The 21,062-nt window shown below is 71.0% G+C and carries 15 protein-coding genes and 1 pseudogene; 8 read left to right on the top strand and 8 right to left on the bottom strand.

Annotated elements, in window-relative coordinates:
* The first annotated feature begins 60 nt into the window (after positions 1-60).
* The 4 genes from OHT57_RS39150 to OHT57_RS39135 all read left to right on the top strand — a co-directional run bounded on the left by OHT57_RS39150 (position 61) and on the right by OHT57_RS39135 (position 3,655).
* A complete protein-coding gene (locus OHT57_RS39150; RefSeq protein ID WP_319097263.1) occupies positions 61-1,068 on the top strand; it encodes a LysR family transcriptional regulator in 1,008 nt (335 codons plus the stop codon).
* Positions 1,069-1,262: 194 nt separating this feature from the next.
* The gene (locus OHT57_RS39145) at positions 1,263-1,973 is read left to right on the top strand and encodes an SDR family oxidoreductase (protein ID WP_086746775.1); all 711 of its coding nucleotides are present in this window, start codon (positions 1,263-1,265) and stop codon (positions 1,971-1,973) included.
* Between the two features lie 94 nt (positions 1,974-2,067).
* The gene (locus OHT57_RS39140; protein ID WP_319097264.1) at positions 2,068-3,081 is read left to right on the top strand and encodes a DJ-1/PfpI family protein; all 1,014 of its coding nucleotides are present in this window, start codon (positions 2,068-2,070) and stop codon (positions 3,079-3,081) included.
* A 178-nt stretch (positions 3,082-3,259) separates the two neighbouring features.
* Complete coding sequence (locus OHT57_RS39135) at positions 3,260-3,655, top strand: MerR family transcriptional regulator (RefSeq protein ID WP_086746773.1); 396 nt, start codon at positions 3,260-3,262, stop codon at positions 3,653-3,655.
* 292 nt (positions 3,656-3,947) lie between these two features.
* Here the strand turns inward: OHT57_RS39135 and OHT57_RS39130 are convergent, their stop codons facing one another.
* Both OHT57_RS39130 and OHT57_RS39125 read right to left on the bottom strand, forming a co-directional pair.
* Positions 3,948-4,550 (bottom strand): HutD family protein, encoded by a 603-nt coding sequence (locus OHT57_RS39130; RefSeq protein ID WP_319097265.1) that lies wholly within the window; start codon positions 4,548-4,550, stop codon positions 3,948-3,950.
* A gap of 203 nt (positions 4,551-4,753) precedes the next feature.
* Positions 4,754-5,383 (bottom strand): TetR/AcrR family transcriptional regulator, encoded by a 630-nt coding sequence (locus OHT57_RS39125; RefSeq protein WP_086746771.1) that lies wholly within the window; start codon positions 5,381-5,383, stop codon positions 4,754-4,756.
* A 186-nt stretch (positions 5,384-5,569) separates the two neighbouring features.
* Here OHT57_RS39125 and OHT57_RS39120 point away from each other — a divergent pair, with 186 nt between their 5' ends.
* From OHT57_RS39120 to OHT57_RS39105, 4 genes and pseudogenes are all read left to right on the top strand, one after another.
* Positions 5,570-6,343, top strand: coding sequence for an SDR family NAD(P)-dependent oxidoreductase (locus OHT57_RS39120; RefSeq protein WP_319097266.1), 774 nt, complete (start codon positions 5,570-5,572; stop codon positions 6,341-6,343).
* Between the two features lie 780 nt (positions 6,344-7,123).
* Positions 7,124-7,576, top strand: coding sequence for a VOC family protein (locus tag OHT57_RS39115; RefSeq protein ID WP_086746768.1), 453 nt, complete (start codon positions 7,124-7,126; stop codon positions 7,574-7,576).
* Positions 7,577-8,236: 660 nt separating this feature from the next.
* On the top strand, positions 8,237-11,506 hold the full coding sequence (locus OHT57_RS39110) for a S8 family serine peptidase (RefSeq protein WP_319097267.1): 3,270 nt from the start codon (positions 8,237-8,239) through the stop codon (positions 11,504-11,506).
* 627 nt (positions 11,507-12,133) lie between these two features.
* Positions 12,134-12,223: pseudogene (locus OHT57_RS39105) on the top strand (MerR family transcriptional regulator); the annotation flags it as partial.
* 154 nt (positions 12,224-12,377) lie between these two features.
* Here the strand turns inward: OHT57_RS39105 and OHT57_RS39100 are convergent.
* The 6 genes from OHT57_RS39100 to OHT57_RS39075 form a co-directional block, all read right to left on the bottom strand.
* A complete protein-coding gene (locus OHT57_RS39100) occupies positions 12,378-13,313 on the bottom strand; it encodes an NADP-dependent oxidoreductase (RefSeq protein WP_086746766.1) in 936 nt (311 codons plus the stop codon).
* A gap of 286 nt (positions 13,314-13,599) precedes the next feature.
* Positions 13,600-13,731: a hypothetical protein gene (locus OHT57_RS39095; protein ID WP_328751544.1), complete on the bottom strand. Its 132-nt coding sequence runs from the start codon at positions 13,729-13,731 to the stop codon at positions 13,600-13,602.
* Between the two features lie 156 nt (positions 13,732-13,887).
* Positions 13,888-16,344 (bottom strand): SWIM zinc finger family protein, encoded by a 2,457-nt coding sequence (locus OHT57_RS39090; RefSeq protein ID WP_328751543.1) that lies wholly within the window; start codon positions 16,342-16,344, stop codon positions 13,888-13,890.
* On the bottom strand, positions 16,341-19,187 hold the full coding sequence (locus OHT57_RS39085; RefSeq protein WP_328751542.1) for a DEAD/DEAH box helicase: 2,847 nt from the start codon (positions 19,185-19,187) through the stop codon (positions 16,341-16,343). Before OHT57_RS39085 ends, OHT57_RS39090 begins: the two co-directional genes overlap by 4 nt.
* A gap of 110 nt (positions 19,188-19,297) precedes the next feature.
* Positions 19,298-19,882, bottom strand: coding sequence for a sugar kinase (locus OHT57_RS39080; protein ID WP_328751541.1), 585 nt, complete (start codon positions 19,880-19,882; stop codon positions 19,298-19,300).
* Complete coding sequence (locus tag OHT57_RS39075) at positions 19,879-21,027, bottom strand: ROK family glucokinase (protein ID WP_328751540.1); 1,149 nt, start codon at positions 21,025-21,027, stop codon at positions 19,879-19,881. The genes OHT57_RS39080 and OHT57_RS39075 overlap by 4 nt, the downstream gene beginning before the upstream one ends.
* Positions 21,028-21,062: the final 35 nt, after the last annotated feature.

Below are 21,062 nucleotides of genomic sequence, written 5' to 3'. Positions count from 1 at the left end.
TGACCAGGGCGTCAGCGGCGGAGCAATGACTGTCTGGGCAACAGGTAATACCTTGGAAGCATGAATCAGTTGGAGACCCGGGAACTCGCCTACTTCGTGACCGTGGCCGAGACCCTGCACTTCGGCCAGGCCGCGGAACGCCTCGGCATCACCCAGCCGCCCCTGTCCCGCGCCATCGCCCAACTGGAGCGCCGCGTGGGAGTCCCCCTGCTGAAACGCACCACACGGCAGGTGACGCTGACAGCCGCGGGCGAGGTCTTCCTGGCCGAGTGCCGCACGATCCTCGCGGCGCTGGACACCGCCGTACGCAAGGCGCGCAAGGCCGCCGTACCGCAACGGGTCACCGTCGCGGTACGCCCCGCCGCGGGCCCGGGTATTCTGCCCGATCTCCTCGCCGTCGGCGCACGGGGCCCGGACGGCGTGCTCACCGAGGTGGTTTTCACCTACGACGAGATCGGCGCTCTTCGGGACGGCACCGCGGACGTCGCCCTGATGTGCCAGTCGGTCGCCACCCCCGGCTCTGGTCTCGAGGTGATGGAGCTCGGCCTTGAGGAGCCGGTCGTCCTGCTCCCGGCGGGCCACCCTCTGGCCGACCGCCCGTTTTTGACCCTCGCAGAGGTGGAAGCACTGCCGGGCTACGAAGCGGAACTGCCCCACGAGGCGCTGGACACCATGGTCGACCGCGTCGCACTCGGCCGGCTCGTGGTCGTCGTCGGCGACAGCGTCCGGGACCGCCTCGGCGGATCCGTACGAGCAGTGCCCGTCTACGGATACCCGCCCACCCAGCTGGTGCTGGCCTGGCTCCCCGACGCGCGCCCGGCCGCGTCCCGTCTCACCGCGACCGCCCACGCCGTGCTGGACCGGCGCACGCGGCTACCGCAGGTCCTGGAAGGCACCGATCTCAGCGGAACCGGAACCCGGCCGTTCGCGGACGGCAGTCAGCAGGATGCACAGCGGGCGGCAGCTGCCCGAGCTCTGGGGGCCCAGGTCATGGCGGCAGAGCGGAGCACCGAGATTCAGCGCGTCGATCCGGCGGCACTCGTCGACTCCGACCGAACCGCCACCTGATCCCCTCGTACATGGTCTGTGCCATGACCCATGAGTCGCCGCCAGCAGCTCGCCGGCGAGCCACGACGCCTCCTCGCGGAGCTCCCACCCTGAAAGGACTTGCACCTGACGTTAGCGAGAGGTTTTAGCGTAGCTGGTGTCGACCCCGCCCACGGTGCGTCCGACGCCGCACTCCTACGTGAAGGACCTCTCCCATGGACATCGCCAACTCTGTCGCCCTCGTCACCGGTGCGGGCCGCGGCCTCGGCCGACACTTCGCCACCCAACTGCTGGAGCGGGGAGCGTCCAAGGTGTACGCCACCGCGCGCAACCCCGAGAGCGTCGATCTGCCCGGAGCGGAGGTGCTCCGGCTCGACATCACCGACCCGGCCTCCGTCGCCGCCGTGGCGGAAGTCGCCTCGGACGTGACGCTGCTGGTCAACAACGCCGGCATCAACACCGTCAACGGCCTGGTCAACGGCGACCTGGAGCAGATCGAACTGGAGATGGACACCGCCTACTACGGCCCGTTGCGCATGATCCGGGCTTTCGCCCCGATCCTGAAGGCGGGTGGCGGCGGGGCCATCGTCAACGTCCTGTCGGTCGCCTCCTGGGTCCCGTCAGAGCACTGGGGCGCCTACCACGCGGCCAAGGCCGCCGCGTGGAGCCTGACCAACAGCGTCCGCCTCGAACTCTCCGCACAGAACACCCTGGTCACCGGCCTGTATCTGGGACCCACCGACACCGACCTGGCCAAGGGACTGCCGTTCGAGAAGAACGATCCGGCCGACGTCGTCAGGGCCGCGCTCGACGGGGTCGAGGCGAAGCAGGCCGAGGTCATCGCCGACCCGATGTCCGCGCAGGCCAAGGCGAACCTGGCCCTCGACCCAGCCACGGTCTACGCACCGGCCGCAGCCACCGCCTGACCACCACCATCACGCGCCACGGGGCGCGACACGTCGTAACCGGGAAGCGCCCCGTCCGTTTCTTCCTTGCTCGTACACCGAAAGAAGGCATGCCATGGACACCCCCGCCCCCACCCACTCGTCCAAGCCCAAGGCGCTGATCGTCGTCCCGTCGGCCGCTGTCCTGCCGCTCACCGAACCGGCGGACCACCCCGGTGTCTCGACCGGGTTCTACCTGGTCGAGCTGGCGCAGATCCTCAAGGAGTTCGGCAACGAGTACGAGTTCACCTTCGCCACCCCCGGCGGGCTCGTCCCGCAGCTGGAGATCAACGGCCTGGCCCTGTCGATGCACGCCGCGGACAAGTTCAGCTCCGCAACGGTCTCGGCCACCGCGGCGCAGGCGTTCCGCTTCGATGTCGACACCTTCCGTGCCAAACGGCCAGGACTCGTCGCCCGCCGGGACAGCGAACTCGCCCTCGCCCGCCGCTACCTGGGCCGCCTGCCGGTCTCCGAGTCGCTGCCGGGCAGTGACAAGGAGGTCGTGGTGCTGCGTGACGACCTGGTCAAGTCGATGCAGGACCTTCCGGAGCACACCTACCAGTCCATCGAGCAGCTCGTGCTCAGACACCGCGACCCCGAGGACGCCTTCGACCTGGGCGCGTTCGACTTCGTGCACATGCCCGGCGGCCACGCCCCCATGGTCGACTTCGTCGACAACCCCTGGCTCGGCGAACTCCTGCACACCGCGCGGGAGAACCAGGTGCTGATCTCGCTGATCTGCCACGCCCCCGTCGCCATGGCCTCGGCCAAGTACCGGGTGAGCCCCGACGGCACCGTCGTCACCGACACCCAGCACGCCTTCAACGGCGTCAGCGTGACCACGGTCGCCAAATCCGCCGAACTCTTCGTCCTCAGCAACGGCTACCTCAAGATCCCCGGCAAGAAGGTACGCATGGGCTACTTCATCGACGAAGCCCTCAGGAACGCCGGCTACGAGGTACGGACGACCACCAACCCGACCGCCATCAAGGTCATCTGGGAGGAAGGCGTCCGCCTGCTCACCAGCAACGGCCCCCAGGCCATCGACGAGCACACCGCCCGCCTGCGCACCCTCCTGCCCCGCCACTGACCCCTCGCCTCCCGGCACCGCCAGGTCGCCATGTGTGCACCTGGTTCACCGTGATCCGGCACGTTGTGGCCGGCCGGGGCCAGACGAAAGGCCCGTGATGACGACATCGGCTACGCTGAAACCTCCCACTGACGTCAGAGGCACCTCTGACATGACATTGGACCGGCAAGGAGGAGCGATGCGGATCGGAGAGGTCGCCGAACAGGCGGGGGTCAGCGTCCGGGCACTGCGGTACTACGAGGAGCAGGGGCTGCTCGGCGCCACCCGTACCGGCGGCGGGCAGCGGCAGTACCCGGAGGGCGCGGTCGCCCGGGTCAGGATGATCCAGCAGCTGTACGCCGCCGGCCTGGCGAGCAGGCTCGTCCGCGAGGTCCTGCCGCGGTGCATGAACGAGGGCCCCTCGCCCATCGGTTTCACCGACAGCCTCATCACCGAACGGGCCCGCATCGACCGCCAGATCGGCGACCTGACGGCAGTGCGCGCCCGCCTCGACGAGATCATCGCGGTGGCGACGGACCCGAGCCACCCGCACCACAGCCACCCCGTACGCGGCGCCGCCGCCAGTACCGCCTGAACCGGCCTGCCCACCCACAAGGTGGTGTGCGGCAGGCCGGTTCAGCGACGGACCTCACCGTGACCTCAGGCCGCTCTGGGCATCATCGAGCGGCGGCTCGGCGTTCGCATGGACAAGAACGAGGCACTGCCCCTTGCTCTGCACTTCGTCAATGCCCAGATCGGATCCGGTTCCGCGGCACCGGTGACATCGCGGCGACCATGCAGATGACACAGTCACCGCAGGTCGCACAGGGTCAGCGCATCGCCGCTACCGCCACCGAGACGACCGGGTGGCCGCTGGTTTCCCGCTTTCAGCGCACCGCGGTGATCGTGATCCCGGCCACCACGCCGTCGCCCCGTAGCGTCAGCGCCGCCGGGCCTTCGTGGCGCACGCAGTCGAGACGGCCGAGCGTGATCTCTTGGCCGTCAGGTCCGTCGATGGTGATCCCCTCGGTGACGGCCATGACGAGCAGGGTCTCGCCCGCGGCGCAGGCCAACTCCGTCACCCGTGCGGCGGCGACGGTGATGATCCGCACCTGTGCCGTCGCACGGCTCCTGCGGGTCATCACATTCAGGTTGCGGACCGCGCCCGCCTCCAGCCGACAGTCCGTCGCCGCGTCGCCGGAGAAGGCGAAGGGGCTCAGCGGCCAGACCGGATGCGCTGTCCCGTCCACCGTCAGCACCATGCCCTCGCCCTCGACGGGGGTGATCACACGGTCGATCCCGGGAAAGGCGGAGAAGGAGCCTCCCGCGTCCACGTCCGCGACACTCACCCGCCAGTCGAAGCCGTCCGTGCTCTCCACCGAGGCCAGGGGCGCCTGCACGGCGCCCGACGCGACCTCCCGGGTCACACCGCCGCCGTTCTTCCACGGCATGCCGCGGTACCGGCTCCAGCGCAGAGCATCTTCGCCCATCCGACACCGCTTCCTTCCCCTGCCATCCGGTCGGCTGCCCACACCGGTGAACCCGGGCCACCGGCCACTCGGTTGTCGGACGGCGGGAGCGCCCAGGCCATGATCATCGACCGAGCGGCCAGCGTACGCGCCGACCACGCGCGCACGGTGGGGCGCTTGACCGGGCAGGCCGAGCCCCGAGACTCGTGAGCCGGAGGATCACCTCATGTTCTGGCGTGCTGTGTGTCGGCGGGGTAGTGGGCGACAAGAAGTGGCCAGGTCAGTTCGGCCATCTCGGTCGGTGTGCGGGGGCTGTCGCGTTGGAGCCAGTCGGTGGCCACGCCGAGGAGTGCGCCGGCGATGAACGCGGCGGGTACGTCGTGAGGGATGTCGGCCGACGAGGCACTGTCCGGCGCGGCGCCGGCGTTCAGGCGCACGGTGACATGGACGCTGGCGGTCATGCGGCTGCGGATGTGGTCGATGACGCGGGCGCTGCCCTGCGGCCCCAGGAGGCTGCGGTAGAGGCCGGCATGCTCGGCGAGGTTCTCGAAGAACGCGACGAGTGACCGGGCGGGTTCCGCGTCCGGGTCCGCCGGTGAGGGGTCGAGGACGGGGAGTGACTCGATCAGGGTGTCGATCGTCGAGGTACAGGCGGCCTCGGCCAGTTCGTGCACGTCCCGGTAGTGGTCGTAAAAGGTCGTGCGGTTCACACCGGCCTGTTCGGCCACGTCCGCGACGCTGATCTGCCCCAGCTCCTGCTCCTCGACGAGCTTGATCAGCGCGCCCTGCAGGGCCGCGTGAGTGCGACGTACGCGCCGGTCGGCTACCGGCGGGTTCTGTCGGGTCGTGGTCATGGCTGACACGATACCTAACCGACGTCTGTTGGTTTTCCTACGACTGTCGGTTAACGTGCTTCATGGAGGTGGTGGCGCTGTCCGGCCGACGTGAACCGTGCAAGGAGCCGCCGGTCGTGCGTGCCAGCACGCCACCCCACCCAAGAACCCGGTCACTCCGCATCAGTCAGGAACAGGAGCCATGCCATGAGGGGACTCACCGGACAGCGCATCGTCATCGCCGGAGGCGGTAACGGGATAGGCGCGGGCACCGCCGAGCGCCTCGCCGCCGAGGGCGCCACGGTCGTGATCGGCGACATCGACGTGGACGCGGCGCAGGCCACCGCCAAGCGCATCAGCGACGTCGGCGGAGCCGCCCTCGCCGTCGAGTTCGACCTCGCCGACGAGCGGTCGGTACGCGCCCTGTTCGACACCACCGTCGACCAGCTCGGCGGAGTCGACGGGCTCTACAACGTCGCCGCCGACGCCTCGGCGGACGTGCTGGGCCGGGACGGCGACCTGCTGGACATGGACCCGGCCGTATGGCGGCGCACCCTCGAGGTGAACCTGATCGGCTTCGCGCTCACCTGCCGCGCGGCCCTTCCCCTGCTGCTGGCAAAGGGCGGTGGAGCGATCGTCAACACCTCCTCGGCGTCCGCGCACGTGGGCGACCACCAACGCGCGGCGTACCAGACCAGCAAGGCCGGGATCAACGCGCTCACCCGCCATGTCGCCTCCCGCTGGGGCAAGGAGGGCATCCGCTGCAACTGCGTGTCGCCCGGGGTGGTGATGACCGAGTCCGCGGAGAAGATGGCCCTGACCCCTCAGGCGCTGGAATTCGCGCGAATGACCATCCCCAGCCCCCGGTTCGGCCGGCCCGGCGACCTGGCCGGAGTGGTGGCGTTCCTGCTCTCCGACGACGCGGAGTGGATCAACGGCCAGGTCTGGTCGATCAACGGCGGCGCACTTCTGCGCGAATGACGATCGTCCCCGACCTGCTGCCCGAGCGCATGGCACGACCAGCTGTCGGCGCGGGGCACGACGCGGACCGGACGCTGGTGGTGGCGGACGGCCTCGCCGCTGCTGCCGAAGCAGCTGCGGCAGGGGGCGTCGATGTGCCGCGGTTACTGCAAGGTGCCTGCCGGGCTGCCGGGCTGCCGCAGCCCGTGGCCACCGGCCGGCTCCTGGTCCTGCCGACAGCGGGCGTCCTCCTCCACCAGGTCCAGAGAATCGGCCACCAGCCCGTGGCAACGACTCCGCGTGACCTTCCCGATCATCTCCACCGTGGGAGCCACGGCGCACCACCCGGCGCGGGCCGAAGAGTCGGCGTCCTTGCGCCGGCTTCGGAACCCTGGCCCGGCGACGCAACCCCGGCTCCGCCCCACACCGCCAACATCACCAACCAACGAGTCAACGCCACCAACTCGAGTCGCAATTTCGGCTCGCGGCGCTCCGTTCCTTCCGGCCGTCCGCACAACTCCACTGACCGGTCCGTCAGTTGCAGACCGTCACAGATCGGCGGTTCTGACGGACCTTCTCACCTCAGTGGCGGGCGATCCTTTGCCGAGCCGACCGCCGTCCCTGTCCATCGCCTCGCGGGGGTCTCACCCGAAAGACTTGCACCTGACACTAGCGTCAGGTTCTAGCGTTGCGGCTGAAGTTACAGAACAGCGCCGGTAGTTGGCCGTCGACGGGTCTGGGTCACTGCCACCTGGCCAATGTGCCCGCGGCTACCCCTCCCTCACCCCACAGAGGAGAATCGTGCCCTTCCATCACATCTGCATGGTGAGCGACCTGGAGCGATCGCTGCCCTTCTACCAGGACCTCCTGGGATTCAAGAACACGCTGTACGACGTCACACAGCCGGGCGAGTGGTTCGACACCTCGACGCTCGACGACATCCTCGGCGTGAAGAGCGCGGCGACCCGGATCGTGCTCGTCTCCGACGACTCCGGCGCGACGCTGGAACTGCAACAGGCGGCCAACCCGTTCACCACCAAGGCTCCGGACGAGTACCTGCGCTACGGCGCGACCGGCATCACGGAGCTGGGGCTCAAAGTGTCCGACATCGATGACCTTTTTAAGCGCGTCGAGGCCGCTGGTATCGAGGTTCAGACCGACTACGTCCGGTCCCCCTTGCCCGGAATCCGATCCTTCCTGTTCTACGACCCCGACGGCGCGCTCATCCAGGCCGTTGAGGACCACACCACATAGGTGAAGCGCTGCCCGACGCTCTCGCCCGTTGAACCGCTCCGGGGCTGGCGAAGGCTGTGATGTGCTCTGGCTCTGACGGAGTCAGCTTGCTGGTTGCAGGCACTCGATGAGCTTCTTCGGCGTCAAGGCTTTGGCGTTGTCGCGTTACGCCCCCAGTTCGTGGCGATCTGTCAGTTCAGCGGGGCCGGAGTGTGACAGTGACCGTGCCTGCCGATGCGTCATCGCTGATCCCGATTGCCCTTGGCCAACTCCGTGAGTGTTCCGACGTCGTTTCCGAGGAGATCCCGGGCCTGCCGGCGCGGCTGACCGAGGTGTTGGACCCGCGGGATCCACGCAAGGGTGCGCCACCGCCCGGCCGGGGAGACCTCGCAGTACATGCTCTGGAGCCGGAATCTCGGCCAGGGCGAACCCGACACCCCCACCACTGTCACCCCGGCGGTGGCCGCGGGCGAGGGCTCTGACTCAAAGTGATCTGGCCTGCTTTCCAGGCCACGCGGTACCTCTGCCTCGTCGAACACGGCGACGGTTCGAGCCCCCTCGGGCGCACGGTTTCGACAGTCCCACCGTAGCCCCCGCACACCCCCACAGCCGCAGAGGCGGATGGCGCCCGGACACCTGGCGCCCGGCTCTTCCGCGGCACCCGATCGATATGGATCACAAGTGACACGCACACCCATACGCCCGAGAGCGGCCATCACCACTCTCGCGCCCCTCCTCGCCGGAGCCCTGACCCTCATGGCGGTCATCGCTCCCACCTCCACCGCTTCCGACACCAACTCCACTGGCGGCAAAGGCAGTTACGGCGACGACACCTACATCGTCAAGCTCGCCGACCCACCCGTCGCCGCGTACGAGGGCGGGCTGCCCCGACTGCAGCGGACTGCGCCCACGGCGGGGAAGCGGCTCGACGCCGACTCCGCCACGGTCGAGAAGTACGTGGCGCACCTGGACGACCGTCGGGAGCGGGTCCTCGACGCCGTGCCCGGTGTCGAGACGCTCTACGACTACTCCTACACGTTCAGCGGATTCGCCGCCGAACTGACCGGCCGGCAGGCCGCGAAGCTGGCCTCGACGCCTGGTGTCGTCTCGGTGACCCGGAACACGGTCGCTCAGCTGACGTCGACGGGGCCCGACGATGGGCAGAGGGCGGACGGCCGGGCGGAAACCTACATCCGGACCGTGGCCGATGGCCAGGACGGGACCGAGGGCAAGGTCACGGCTTTTGCGGCCCAGCAGCCGACCCCTTCCGGCGGGGTGAGCGGCCCCCAGGGCCAAGGTCTTTCAGGGGCGCGGGGCACCGCGCGATCAGCACTCACCGGACCCGCAGAAGTCCGAACACCGCACACCCCGGGCTCCCAGGCGCCCCGGACGGCCCGCCACGCCCAGTTCCCCGACACCCCCCGACTTCTCGGCCTCTCCGGCGCCAAGGGCCTGTGGGCGAAGGCGGGCGGCCCCGAGCACGCCGGAGAAGGCGTGATCGTCGGGATCGTGGACACCGGGTTCGACCCCTCGAACCCGATGTTCGCCGCACTGCCGAATCCGCGCCCCGACGCCGGGGCCATCGCCAGGAAGTGGCACGGCGACTGTGACCCGGGCGACGACCCCACGCACAAGGTGACCTGCAACAACAAGGTGATCGGCGCACAGTGGTTCGGTGCGGGCGTCCCCGCGGACCGCGAAGACGCCCCCTCGCCGTTGGACACCAGCAGCCACGGCACCCACACCGGCAGCACGGCCGCCGGGAACCACGGCGTCGCCGCGTCGGTACCCGGCAGCAACGCCGAGGGCAGGCTCAGTGGTGTCGCCCCGGCTGCCCGCCTCGCCTTCTACAAGGCGTGCTGGCCGGGCTTCGGCTGCCCGACCGTGGACCTCACGGCCGCGATCGACAGGGCCGTGGCGGACGGCGTCGACGTCATCAACTTCTCCATCACCGGCACACTCACCGAGCAGCCCGACATGGAGGCCATGTTCAACGCGGCCAAGGCGGGCGTGTTCGTCGCCGCGGCCGCCAACAACGGCGGCCCGGACTCGGTGCACCACACCGGCCCGTGGGTCACGACGGTCGCCGCGTCGTCGCACGACACCCAGTACACCACCTCCCTGGTCCTCGGCGACGGCCGCCGCTACACCCGCGTCGGCCTGAACCCGGGTGCCGGCTCTGCCCCGCTGGTCGAGGCAGCCGCCGTACGCAAGGACGGCTCGGACGCCGGCCGGGCTGCGCTGTGCGCGCCGGGCACGCTCGATCCGGCCCAGGCGAAGGGCAAGATCATCGTCTGCGACCGAGGCGGCGCCGGCATCTGGGAGGACGACAAGTCGGACGAGGTCCTGGCGGTCGGCGGCAAGGGTCTCGTACTCACCGACACCCCGGCCTACGACGAGTTCCTGCCCCCGTACGTCTTCTCGGTGCCCCTGATCCAACTCGACCTCGACGACGCGAAGGCAGTCCACGCATACGCCTCCCAAGCCGGCGCGACCGCCCGGTTCACGCCCACCCAGAGCAGCCACCGGGCCACCCGGGAGATCGCCTCCTTCTCCTCCAGCGGCCCGGACCACTTCAGCGACGGCGACCTGCTCAAGCCGGACATCGCCTCCTTCGGTCAGACCATCCCGGCGGGCGTGGTGCCCGGCAGCACCAGCTATTACCCCGGCCGGTTCAGCTTCTCCGACGGCACCTCGATGGCGTCCCCGCACATCGCCGGCCTCGCCGCCCTGCTGCGGCAACTGCACTCCGACTGGTCACCGATGGAGATCAAGTCGGCGCTGATGACGACGGCCACGCCCACCGACGAGAACGGCGACCCCATCGGCCGCGAACTGGCCGACTCCGCCTCGCCCCTCGACTACGGCGCGGGCCTGCCCCGAGTCACCCGGGCCACCGACCCCGGCCTGGTCTACGACTCCACCTCCGCCGACTGGACCGCCTACCTCTGCGCGATCGGCCAGAAGCCGACCACCGAGGACGGCACCGATGCCTGCGCCACGGCCACGAAGACCGACCCCAGCGACCTCAACTATCCGTCGATCGCAGTCGGTGACCTGCTGGCCGGTCAGACGGTGACGCGCACGGTCACCAACGTCTCGGCGCGCACCGCCACGTACAGGGCGAATCTCCAGACCCCGCCGGGCTTCCGCGCCGAGGTCACCCCGAAGCGGCTGACGGTCACGCCGGGCGCGTCGGCGTCGTACAAGGTGACCTTCGAGCGTACGAGTGCGGCCCACAACGCCTGGTCCTTCGGCTCCCTGACGTGGAGCGACGCGCACAGCCACCACGAGGTCACCAGCCCGGTCGCCCTGCGCTCCGTAGCGTTGTCCGCCCCGAAAGAGGCCGTGGTCACCGGTGGTGACTCCGCGACGCTGAGGCCCGCAGTCGACTGGAACGGCGAGCTGACCGCGAAGGCGTCCCTCTACACCGGCGAGAAGACCACCGGCACCCTCACCGGCACCGACCAGGCCGACTTCACCATGAGTCAGGGCACCAACGACGCCGTCGTCAAACACCACGTCCACGTCCCCGCAGGCACCCCCTTCACCCGGTTCGCCATCACCTCCGCGGACCACGTCCCCGGCAGCAACCTCGACCTCTACGCCTTCGACACCAACGGCAACCACATCGGCGACTGGGCCGGCCCCGGCTCCGACGAACACGTCGATCTGCCGCCCGTCGACTACGACGTCTACGTCCGCCAGTCAGAACTGCCGACAGGCACCACCAGCCAGCAGTACACCGTGCGGAGCTGGAAGGTCGGCCAGGGCACCCCGGCCGTGACACCCACGGTCACCCCGAGCGAGCAGAATGCCTCGGCGGGCGACCGTCCGGACGTCACGGTGTCGTGGCCGGACGCGAAACGCGGCCAACAGTACGTCGGCGCCGTCGAGTACGGCGACGGGTCGACCACCCTCGGACACACGGCGTTGACAGCCACGCCGTAGCCGCGCCTCGGTAGCCGTTGGTGTGAACCATCGGTGAGCGATCCGCCCGCGCACTCCCCGAGTGCGCGGGCGGATCGCGTCGGCCCGAACCCTGACCCGCTCCGGTGCCCCCGATGGCCCGGCAGGTGCCCCTCGTTCCCGGCTGGCCTCCGCTCTGCCCTACAAGTGGCAGCTCTGGTAAGGAAGTTGCAGCAGGAGAAGGCATGATTGGTGCGACGGAACAGGGCGCGGACGATGGCCGCGGTGACCGCGGATGCAGCGTTGTGCTCCACATAGCCGAACTCGTCACTCCAGAGACGGTCGACGCGGCCGTAGTGCGCGATGGTTTTGGCCAGCACCTTCTCGTCGGCGCGGCCTGAAGCACCTTCCGGGCCGGAGGCTGTTGCTGGACACTCATGAGTTCCGTTGGGGATCCAGCGCGGCGGCTCAGGCGTTGCTGAGATGAGGCAACGACGTATGCGTGCACACCGTCTTCCACGACTGGCTGCCGATACAGGGGTGGTCGCGCGGAGCACCCGGTTCACGATTCTGCTGCATCCTGCCCATGCCCGGATACGGCGGGCCCCCGTATCCCCCGGCACTGGCCGGGCAAGTAGTCGAGGCCGTGCGTAACGCCGTGAGCATGAGGAGCAGCGCCTGCTCGGCCCCACGCGTACCGGCGGCGGGCAGCGAGAGTACCAGGACGGCTCGGTCCAGCGGGTCAGGATGATCCAGTAACTGTACGCCGCCGGCCCGTCGAGCAGGCTCGTCCGGGAGGTCCTGCCGCGATGCATGAACGAGGGCGACGCGCCCTCCGGTTCACCGAGAACCTCATCACCGAACGGGCCCGCCCCGGCCGGCCATGTCCCAGCCGTACGAAAGGGCCTCGCGCTCACTCCATGGTGAGGACCACACGCCCCTGGAACCCACCCCTGATCATGTGCGCGTAAGCCTTCGCGACCTCGTCCAGCGGGTACGTCTCCGCCACGCGCAACGCCAGGTCTCCCGCCGCGGCCAGGTCGGACAGTGTCGAAAGCATCGCTCCGTCCGGGCCGACCTGCGTCAGCAGCACCCGGATGCCCCGCTCGGCCTGGGGCAGGGCGTCGAGCCGTGTGGTCACGAACCTGCCGCCGTCCGCCACCGCCCCGATGACTGCCTGCCCCAGCCTGGCCGTGTCCAGAACGGCATCGACTCCCTCGGGACGAACCGTGCGGACGGCCTCGACGAGAGGCTGCGACGCCGACACGTACACGTCGGCACCCGCCACCTTGCTCGCGAACTCGCCGTCGGGCGAGAGGTCGGTCGCGATGACCACCGCTCCCCGTCGCTTCGCGAGTTGCACCGCGTAACCGCCGACCGCCCCCTCCGCGCCGGTGATGAGCACGCTCTGGCCGGCCTGGATACCGAGCAGTTCGACGGACTGGGCAGCGGTCAGCCCGTTGAGGGGGATGGTGGAGGCGTGGACGGGGTCGACACCCCCCGGCGCCGCCGCGATCGCATGGGCAGGAACCACGATGTACTCGGCCTGCCCCCGGTTCAGCCCCAGGGGCAAGCCGTAACTGAACGCGATGGCAGGCTGCCCGGGCGTCCAGGGGGTACCCGGGCCGACGGCGTCGACAACGCCGGCTACATCCCAGCCGAGGCCATAGGCGACCCCCTCCGGCGGAGCCGGGTAATAGCCCCCGACCCAGGCCGCCGCATCGGCCGGGTTGAGCGCGGCCGCCTGAACCTTGATACGAACCTCACTCAAGCCGGGAACAGGCTTGGCGACCTCGGCGACCTCGACCACGTCCGGGCCGCCGAGCGAACGGTAAACGGCTGCGCGCATGAGTACTCCTGCTGTCGGTCGCACCCGCTCACAGCAGGCACGGAAGATCTTTGATGGCAAGGGGGATGTCCGCAGGGAGCTGCGGAACGCCAACAGCAGCCACGCTAAAACCTGACGCCAACGTCAGATGCAAGTCGGGGTGGGGGTACCGGTCCGAAGCCCAGACGCAGCCGGTCGCCGCGAACCGTGCCCCTCTTGCCTTCGCGTCTCACGAATCTGTCACGGACTGGATCGACGCCATCGATCCTCTACGCTCTGACCTGGCCTTTCGTGGACCCGCATGCTCTCACTGGACCGGTATGGACGGCATTTCCAACCTGTGCCAGGTCGTTCCGAGCGAGGGACCGAGGATGAGGACCGGGGCGTCGTCCGGGCCGTCGAAGCGGTACTGGAGGGCGGGGGTCTGCATCTCAGTCACGTCAAGCACGCTCTCACATCTCACCCAATCCCATGCCCTTGGGTCGCAGCCCCACGCAAGCCGTCCCACACTGTGGCGACTTCGCGAAGATCCTCCACAGCGTGCTTCACATGCCGTCTGTCGCGGGGGCTGAGGCATCGGCGGGCCCGGACGGTGTCAGAGGTCGTTCGGTGTGCCCAGGCCCGTGAGGGCGCCCACGGGGTCCAGGTCCGGGGTGCCTCGGGGCCACCAGTCGTCGTGGCCCGGTTCGGACTCGTAGGCGTACCACAAGCCGTCGCGGCCCAGGCGGAGCTGGACATGGCCGCGGGGGTGGGTGAGGTGGTTGTGCCAGGGGCGGAAGGCGGGGAGGTCGGCGGCGAGCAGGAGGGGCCGGGCACGGTCGAAGCGGCCGGCCGGCGGGTCCCAGGGTTCCTCGAGGACGGCGAGGCCTTCGAGGCCGCCCTGGCGCCAGGCGGCGACCGCGCGGGCCAGGTCGGCCGGGGTGTGGTCGGTGGCGGTGGCGAGGGAGGCGTACAGGGCTCGGGTGCCCGCGGTGAGTCCGGAACCGGGGCGGGCGGCGGCGAGCCGTACCGCGTCCTGCCACAGGGTCAGTTCGCCGACGGGGTCACGGCCGGTGCCGAGCAGGGTGTGGGCGCGGGCGGCGGCGTCGGTGGCCAGCTGGTCCAGGGCGAAGGGGTCGGGGCCGCCCGGGGACGCGGGGTACGCCGGTGGCTGCTCCGGGTGCGGAGGAACCGGCAGGGGCGCCGGGAGCGGTGGGAGCACACGGGACGCGAGGACTTCGGCGGCCCGTACGCCCGGCAGCGGCGCCGGTTCCTTTTCCTGCGCCGCACGTGCCGCGCGGGCGGCGCTGAGACGGGACAGGGCGTCGAGCAGTTCGCGTTCGCCCCGGCCGCGCAGCAGGAGCAGGACGAAGGGGTCGGCGTCGAGCAGCCGCGCGGTCTGGTAGCAGAGGGCGGCGGCGTGCTTGCAGGGGTGGCCGCGGTCGGGGCAACTGCACTGCGGTTCGAGGTCACCCGGACCGGGGAGCAACGGCACTCCGCACTCCGCCAGCGACTGGGGCATCTCCTTGTCGAGCAGTGCGGCGATGTGTCCGGTCCGGTCGGCGGCGAGGTCCAGGAAGCGGTCCCAGTCGGCGTCGCCGAGCGTCCGCAACCGCACCTGTACGCGGTACGGCCGCGGGCGGCTGCCCTGCACATAGGCGAGCACGAGGCCCGGCGTCACGGTGATCGCGTCCACATTTCCCCGCTCGGCATAGCCCCGGCCCCGCGCCAGCCGCTTGGCGTCCAGCGCGCCCTCCTCCAACGCGGTGACCCAGGCGTTGCCCCACCAGGTCGCGGCGAAGCGGGCGTCCTCCGGCGAGTCCGGGGAGTGAGGGGTAAAGGCGGGGAAGGTGCGGCGCAGTTCGTTGTCCCGGTTGGGGGCTGCCATGGAGTGGGGGTGGCGGGAAGGCGGCGGGGCGGGTGAGGTGGGCGGGGCGGACGCGAATGCCGGGGAGAGCCAGTCCTGGTCGACGTCCGCATCGGCGTCTGCGTCTGCGTCTGCGGGCGTCTCCTCGGGCGAGGGCGGGGTGCCGAGGCGGTGGCCTGTATCGGTTCGGCCGGTGGGGCCGGTGTCCAGTGGGTCATCGTCGGGAGCGGGTGTCCTCGAGGTGGAACTCCCTTGGCACGCAACGCCGTTGCCCTCTGAGTCCTCCCCCGGCAGGGCGGTGTCGTCAGGCATCCGGAAGGCGTCGGCCAACAGCGCCCGCACGTCACGCGCCCGGCCGCCGATGGCTGGACGCGTGCTGCGGCTTCGGTCCCCGGACCCGGTCGGGACCGCGGTCGGGGTGGTACGACGCGACCGGCGCGCGAGTTCGGCCTCGGCCTCGGCGGCAGCCTCGTCGGCCCGCCTCCTGCGTGCCGCGCGCAGCGCTTCACGGGCGGCATCCCCAGGGCGCGCGTCGGAGCGCACGGGCTCGTCGTCGTGGGGAGCCGCAGCGGGCGCCACTGCCTCGGCGACCTGATCCGGGTCCTCGCTCGTCGAGCCGACGGAGGCGGCGAATTCGGTGCCGCCTGCGGTCCCGGCCGCCCGATCTGTGGCCCCACCCCCCTCTGCGACGGAGCCGCTCCGGGCGGCGGCAGCTCCCCGCAGGGCCGCGCGGGCCGCGTCACCGGGTCGCGGCCCGGTGAGGGCGGGGGCCGTTGCCGTCACGGCGTGCTCGGGGGCCGCCACGTGCTCCATGTCCTGCCCGTCAGGCGCCCCGGGGCGCTCGGGCGCATCCGCCTGCCCGCCGGCCACATCCGGCGCAGCAGCGTCTTCGCTCGCGCTGTGAGCCGCCTCCTCAGATGCTGAGCCGTCTGCTCCCTCAGCGACGGTGCCTCCCGTCTCCTCGCCCGCCGCGAGGCTCCCGGGCTCCTCCTCCGTAACAGGGCTGCCGGTCCCCTCGGTCGCGAGGCTTCCGGGTTCCTCCGCCACAAGGCGGTCCCCCGCACCCCGCACCCCGGATGTGCCCGCCTCGGGTGCGAGCCCGATCTCCGCCTCACGCTCCGCCTCGGTGGCTGTCGCCCCCTGCCCGGCCCGTTCCCGGGCCGCCCGCAGGGCCCGGCGGGCCTCGTCGGCGGGGCCCGGGCTCATGACGGCCTCCTGAGGGAGACCAGGTCGGACAGGTCGCGGTCGGTGAGTTCCGTGAGGGCGGCCTCGCCGGAGCCGAGGATCGCGTCGGCGAGGGCGCGCTTGGCTTCGAGCATCTCGGCGATGCGGTCCTCCACGGTGCCCTCGGTGATGAGGCGGTGGACCTGGACCGGCTGGGTCTGTCCGATGCGGTAGGCCCGGTCGGTGGCCTGTTCCTCGACGGCCGGGTTCCACCAGCGGTCGAAGTGGACGACATGGCCCGCGCGGGTGAGGTTGAGACCGGTGCCCGCGGCCTTGAGCGACAGCACCAGGACCGGGATCGCGCCGCTCTGGAAGCGGTCCACCATGCGTTCCCGCTCCGGGACCGGCGTCCCGCCGTGCAACAGATCCACCGGCACCGCGCGGGCGGCGAGATGGGCGGTGATCAGGCGGGCCATTCCCACGTACTGCGTGAAGACGATGGCCGATCCGTCCTCCGCGAGGAGGGTGTCCAACAGCTCGTCCAGCAGGGCCATTTTGCCGGAACGGGCGGCCAGTCGATCACCGGCCGCCGAGGGGACGTCCTCCTTCAGATACAGGGCGGGGTGGTCGCAGATCTGCTTCAGCGCGCCCAGCAGCTTCAGCACCAGGCCCCTGCGGGCGATGCCCTGTGCCGTCTCGATCGCCAGCAGCGACTCGCGCACCACCGCCTCGTACAACGAGGCCTGTTCGCGTGTGAGCGGGACCGGATGGTCCGTCTCCGTCTTGGGCGGCAGCTCGGGGACGATGCCGGGGTCGGACTTCTTTCGGCGCAGGAGGAAGGGGCGGACGAGCCTCGCCAGCCTGGTCACCGCCTCCTCGTCCTCGCCGTTCTCCACCGCGCGCGCGTGCCGGGCGCGGAAGGACTTCAGGGGGCCCAGGAGACCGGGGGTCGTCCAGTCGAGCAGCGCCCACAGCTCCGAGAGGTTGTTCTCGACCGGGGTGCCGGTGAGGGCGACGCGGGCGGACGTCGGGATCGTGCGCAGGGCCTTGGCGGTCGCCGAGTACGGGTTCTTGACGTGCTGCGCCTCGTCCGCGACCACCATGCCCCAGGGCTGTTCGGCGAGCCGCGCGGCCGCCGCCCGCATGGTGCCGTACGTGGTGAGGACGAAGCCGCCGTCGAGGTCTTCCAGGCTGCGCTCCGCGCCGTGGAAGCGGCGGACGGGGACGCCCGGTGCGAACCGGTTGATCTCCCGCTGCCAGTTGCCCAGCAGGGAGGCGGGGCAGACCACGAGGGTCGGTTCGGGGCGCTCGCGGTGCAGGTGCAGGGCGATGACGGTGATCGTCTTGCCGAGCCCCATGTCGTCGGCGAGGCAGCCGCCGAGGCCGAGGGAGGTCATGAGGTCCAGCCAGGCCAGGCCGCGGAGTTGGTAGTCGCGGAGGGTGGCCTGCAGGCCCGGGGGCGGTTCGGCGGGGCGCACGCCGGCCGTCAGTCGGTCGCGCAGGGCGGCGAGCGCACCGACGGGCACCGCCTCCACCGTCTCTCCGTCGACCTCCGCACTGCCGGTGAGGGCGACGGAGAGGGCGTCGACCGGGTCGAGCAGGCCCAGTTCACGCTTGCGGGCCTTGCGGACGAGGGCGGGGTCGACCAGCACCCACTGGTCCTTGAGGCGCACGACGGGCCGGTGGGCCTCGGCCAGCGCGTCCATCTCGGCCTCGCTGAGCGGGTCGCCGCCGAGCGCCAACTGCCAACGGAACTGGAGCAGTTCCTCGCTCTCGAAGAAGCCGGTGCCGTCGGTCGCCGAACCCGGGGCCGACCGGACCACCGCCGCCGCCGTCAGGTCCTGCGCGAGGTCCCGCGGCCAGTGCACCGCCACTCCGGCCGCCGCGAGCCGGGGTGCCGCGACGCCGAGCAGGTCGCCCAACTCCTCGTCGGACAGGGCCAGTACGTCGGGCACGTCCTGTTCGGAGAGCCGGTCCAGCGGCGGCCAGACCCGGGCGGCGCGCCGCACCGCGAGAGCCGCGTCCACGCGTGCGCGTGGTCCGAAGACGGCGTCGGCGTCCCCCGCCCACAGGGCCGCCGCGTCGGTCACCAGGGTCGGGTCGGCGAGGCTGTGCACCTGGACGATCGCGGCGCCCGCACTGCGCACGCCGTCGGCTTCGGCGTCGAACAGGTTGTACGCCGACAGATCCAGCCGCAGCGAGATCCGCACGCCCGCGTCCATGCCGGCGGCGACCTCCGCGGCCCAGTCCTGGGCGTGCGGCAGGCGCTGTGGGGCGCGCGCCGCGAAGGGCTTGCCGGACGCGAACGGGGCGGCCGGAGTGCGGGGCAGGGTGTCCGCGACCGCGTCCAGGAAGGAACGCATCAGTGCTTCCGGTTCGGGCAGCCGAAGCGGGCCAGGGCCGGGCAGCGGGACCGCATGGCCCTCGTGGGGCAGGGCGGCGGCGATCGCGCGCAGGTGGGCGATGTCCTGCGGGTCCAGCGGCCCGGCCCGCCAGGCGTCGTGGCCGGTGGCGGTCAGCCCGGGCAGCAGCCGGCCGCGGGCGGTGAGCCGCAGTGCGTGCAGGGCGGCCGCGCCCCAGCAGGCGGTGGCGGGGTGGGCGGTGGGGTCGCGCCGGGCCCGGACCAGGAGCGGCAGGGCCTCAGCGAGCGGGAGCGAGAACGCCGGAGTGGTCCGCCGCCGGATTCCGGCGCCGTGCGGTCGTACGACGGTGAGTTCGGTGTGTTCAGCGCCGTCGGCGGGCAGGGGCGCGCCGTCGGGGTCCCAGAACGCGATCCGGCCCTCACGCGGAAGGGGTGCGGGCAGGTAGACCGCGGCGAGCCGGACGGAGACGCTCTCCCCGTGCCGCTCGCCCCTGTGCTCGGCCACCATGGCCCCGGCGTTCATACGTCCTGTCACCTCCCGCCCGCGTGTCGGATCACTCGTCCTCGACTCTACGGGCGGGCTCTGACAATCGGCTCCGGCGACGGGCGGGGCCCACTCACCGGAGTGCCCGGTCACGGGACGGTGCGCGAGACGAGGTAGACCTTCGGGGCGTTCGGCACGGTCAGGTTGACCATGATGTCCTGGGTGGGGGCCGGGTCCTTCTGCGCGTGGGTCAGTCCCCACCAGGAACGGGGGCCGTCGAACTTCCAGCCGCTGATCTTCTGGTCGCGCTCACTGATGGAGACGTCGTTCTTCTTCAGCTGGGCGCGGCTGACGCCCATGGCAGTGAGGAAGGCGGCCAGGCCGGCGTCGGTCGTCCGGAACTGGACGTAGAGGCGGCTGGTCTTCCAGTTGTTGGTCTCGTAGGAGGCGACCAGGTCCGCGGGGTGCGGGACGGGCACCTGGTAGAGGCGGCGCTGGACCTTGGACGGCCAGTCGGGGGTGAGGCCCGTCGCCGAGTACTTCGCCTCCTTGTCCTTGCCGCTGTTGCGGCTCTGGTTGGCGGAGATCACCAGATAGCCGGCCGGGACGCCGATGAGGAGACCGATGATGAGCAGCGTGATCGCCCTGCGGCGGATCATGTGCCGGCGGTCCTCGGTGGGCCGCTCCGGCTCGTTCGGGGACCGCGTGGCCTGGCGGGGCAGGGATGCGGTCATGCGGTGTCCCGGGACGTTCGGCGGGCCTCCACGTACCGCTCGTAGCGCTCGTGGCGCTCCACCCGGCGCCGGTTGGCGCGCCGGAAGCGGCGGGCGACCAGTCGGGCGAGGTCGGCGGCCCCGACCATGCCGGCCTCGGGGCCCAGCTGAGCGCGGGCGATGCGGGCCTCGGGGCGGTAGCCGCGGCCGGTGAGCTGGCGCTTGAACGCGTCCCGCGCGGGGCCGATCAGCAGGTCGTCGGCCGCGCTGACGCCACCGCCGATGACGAAGCAGGACGGGTCGAGGGCGGCGGCAAGGTTGGCGATGCCGACGCCGAGCCACTGGCCGATGTCCTGGAGCAGCTCGATGCACATCGCGTCGCCCTCGCGGGCCAGCTCGGTGATCATCGGTCCGGTGATCTCGTCGATGTTGCCCTTGACGTGCTCGATGATCCCGTACGCCACCGGGGAGTCGGCGGCGGCCAGCTCCCTGGCCTCCCTGACCAGCGCGTTGCCGGAGCTGTACTGCTCCCAGCAGCCGCGGTTGCCGCACGGGCAGCGGTGGCCGCCGGGGACGACCTGCATGTGGCCGAACTCGCCAGCGACGCCGTACTTGCCTCGCTTGACCTGGCCGTCCTCCAGGATCGCGCCGCCGATGCCGGTGCCGAGCGTGATCATGACGAGGTGGTCCTCGCCGCGGCCCGCGCCGAAGCGCCACTCGGCCCAGGCGGCGGTGTTGGCGTCGTTGTCGACCAGGACCGGCACGGCGAGGCGGTCTGCGATGCGGTCCCGCAGCGGCTCGTTGCGCCAGGACAGGTGCGGGGCGAACAGGATCCTGTTGCGGTCGGCGTCGACCCAGCCGGCCGCGCCGATGCCCACGGCGTGCACGTCGTGGCGGTCGGACAGGTCCAGGACCAGTTCGACGATGGTGTCCTCGACGACCTTGGGGCTCTTGGACTTGTCCGGGGTCTCCGTGCGGACCTTCTCCAGGATGTTTCCGTCGGCGTCGACGACACCCGCCATGACCTTGGTGCCGCCGATGTCGATGCCCACCGTCGGCACGCGGGGTGCGGTCAGGTGTGAGCGGCGTTCCCTCGTGCCGACGGTGCGGAGCGCAGGCGCGCGGCGGGAGCCTATGGGGGCGCTGAAGTTGCCGTAGGTGCTCATCGGCGACGATTCTGCCTCACCCCGTGCGGGGGTGC

The sequence above is a fragment of the Streptomyces sp. NBC_00285 genome, assembly GCF_036174265.1.
GTDB lineage: Bacteria > Actinomycetota > Actinomycetes > Streptomycetales > Streptomycetaceae > Streptomyces.
This window is presented reverse-complemented; position numbering and strand designations above follow the sequence as displayed.

Excerpts from the sequence above, each read along its gene's own strand:
- OHT57_RS39150 (WP_319097263.1), top strand. The coding sequence starts at position 61 with ATGAATCAGTTGGAGACCCGGGAACTCGCCTACTTCGTGACCGTGGCC.
- OHT57_RS39075 (WP_328751540.1), bottom strand. The coding sequence starts at position 21,027 with ATGAGCACCTACGGCAACTTCAGCGCCCCCATAGGCTCCCGCCGCGCG.
- OHT57_RS39145 (WP_086746775.1), top strand. The coding sequence starts at position 1,263 with ATGGACATCGCCAACTCTGTCGCCCTCGTCACCGGTGCGGGCCGCGGC.
- OHT57_RS39080 (WP_328751541.1), bottom strand. The coding sequence starts at position 19,882 with ATGACCGCATCCCTGCCCCGCCAGGCCACGCGGTCCCCGAACGAGCCG.
- OHT57_RS39125 (WP_086746771.1), bottom strand. The coding sequence starts at position 5,383 with ATGACCACGACCCGACAGAACCCGCCGGTAGCCGACCGGCGCGTACGT.
- OHT57_RS39090 (WP_328751543.1), bottom strand. The coding sequence starts at position 16,344 with ATGAGCCCGGGCCCCGCCGACGAGGCCCGCCGGGCCCTGCGGGCGGCC.
- OHT57_RS39140 (WP_319097264.1), top strand. The coding sequence starts at position 2,068 with ATGGACACCCCCGCCCCCACCCACTCGTCCAAGCCCAAGGCGCTGATC.
- OHT57_RS39130 (WP_319097265.1), bottom strand. The coding sequence starts at position 4,550 with ATGGGCGAAGATGCTCTGCGCTGGAGCCGGTACCGCGGCATGCCGTGG.
- OHT57_RS39120 (WP_319097266.1), top strand. The coding sequence starts at position 5,570 with ATGAGGGGACTCACCGGACAGCGCATCGTCATCGCCGGAGGCGGTAAC.
- OHT57_RS39135 (WP_086746773.1), top strand. The coding sequence starts at position 3,260 with ATGCGGATCGGAGAGGTCGCCGAACAGGCGGGGGTCAGCGTCCGGGCA.
- OHT57_RS39100 (WP_086746766.1), bottom strand. The coding sequence starts at position 13,313 with ATGCGCGCAGCCGTTTACCGTTCGCTCGGCGGCCCGGACGTGGTCGAG.
- OHT57_RS39085 (WP_328751542.1), bottom strand. The coding sequence starts at position 19,187 with ATGAACGCCGGGGCCATGGTGGCCGAGCACAGGGGCGAGCGGCACGGG.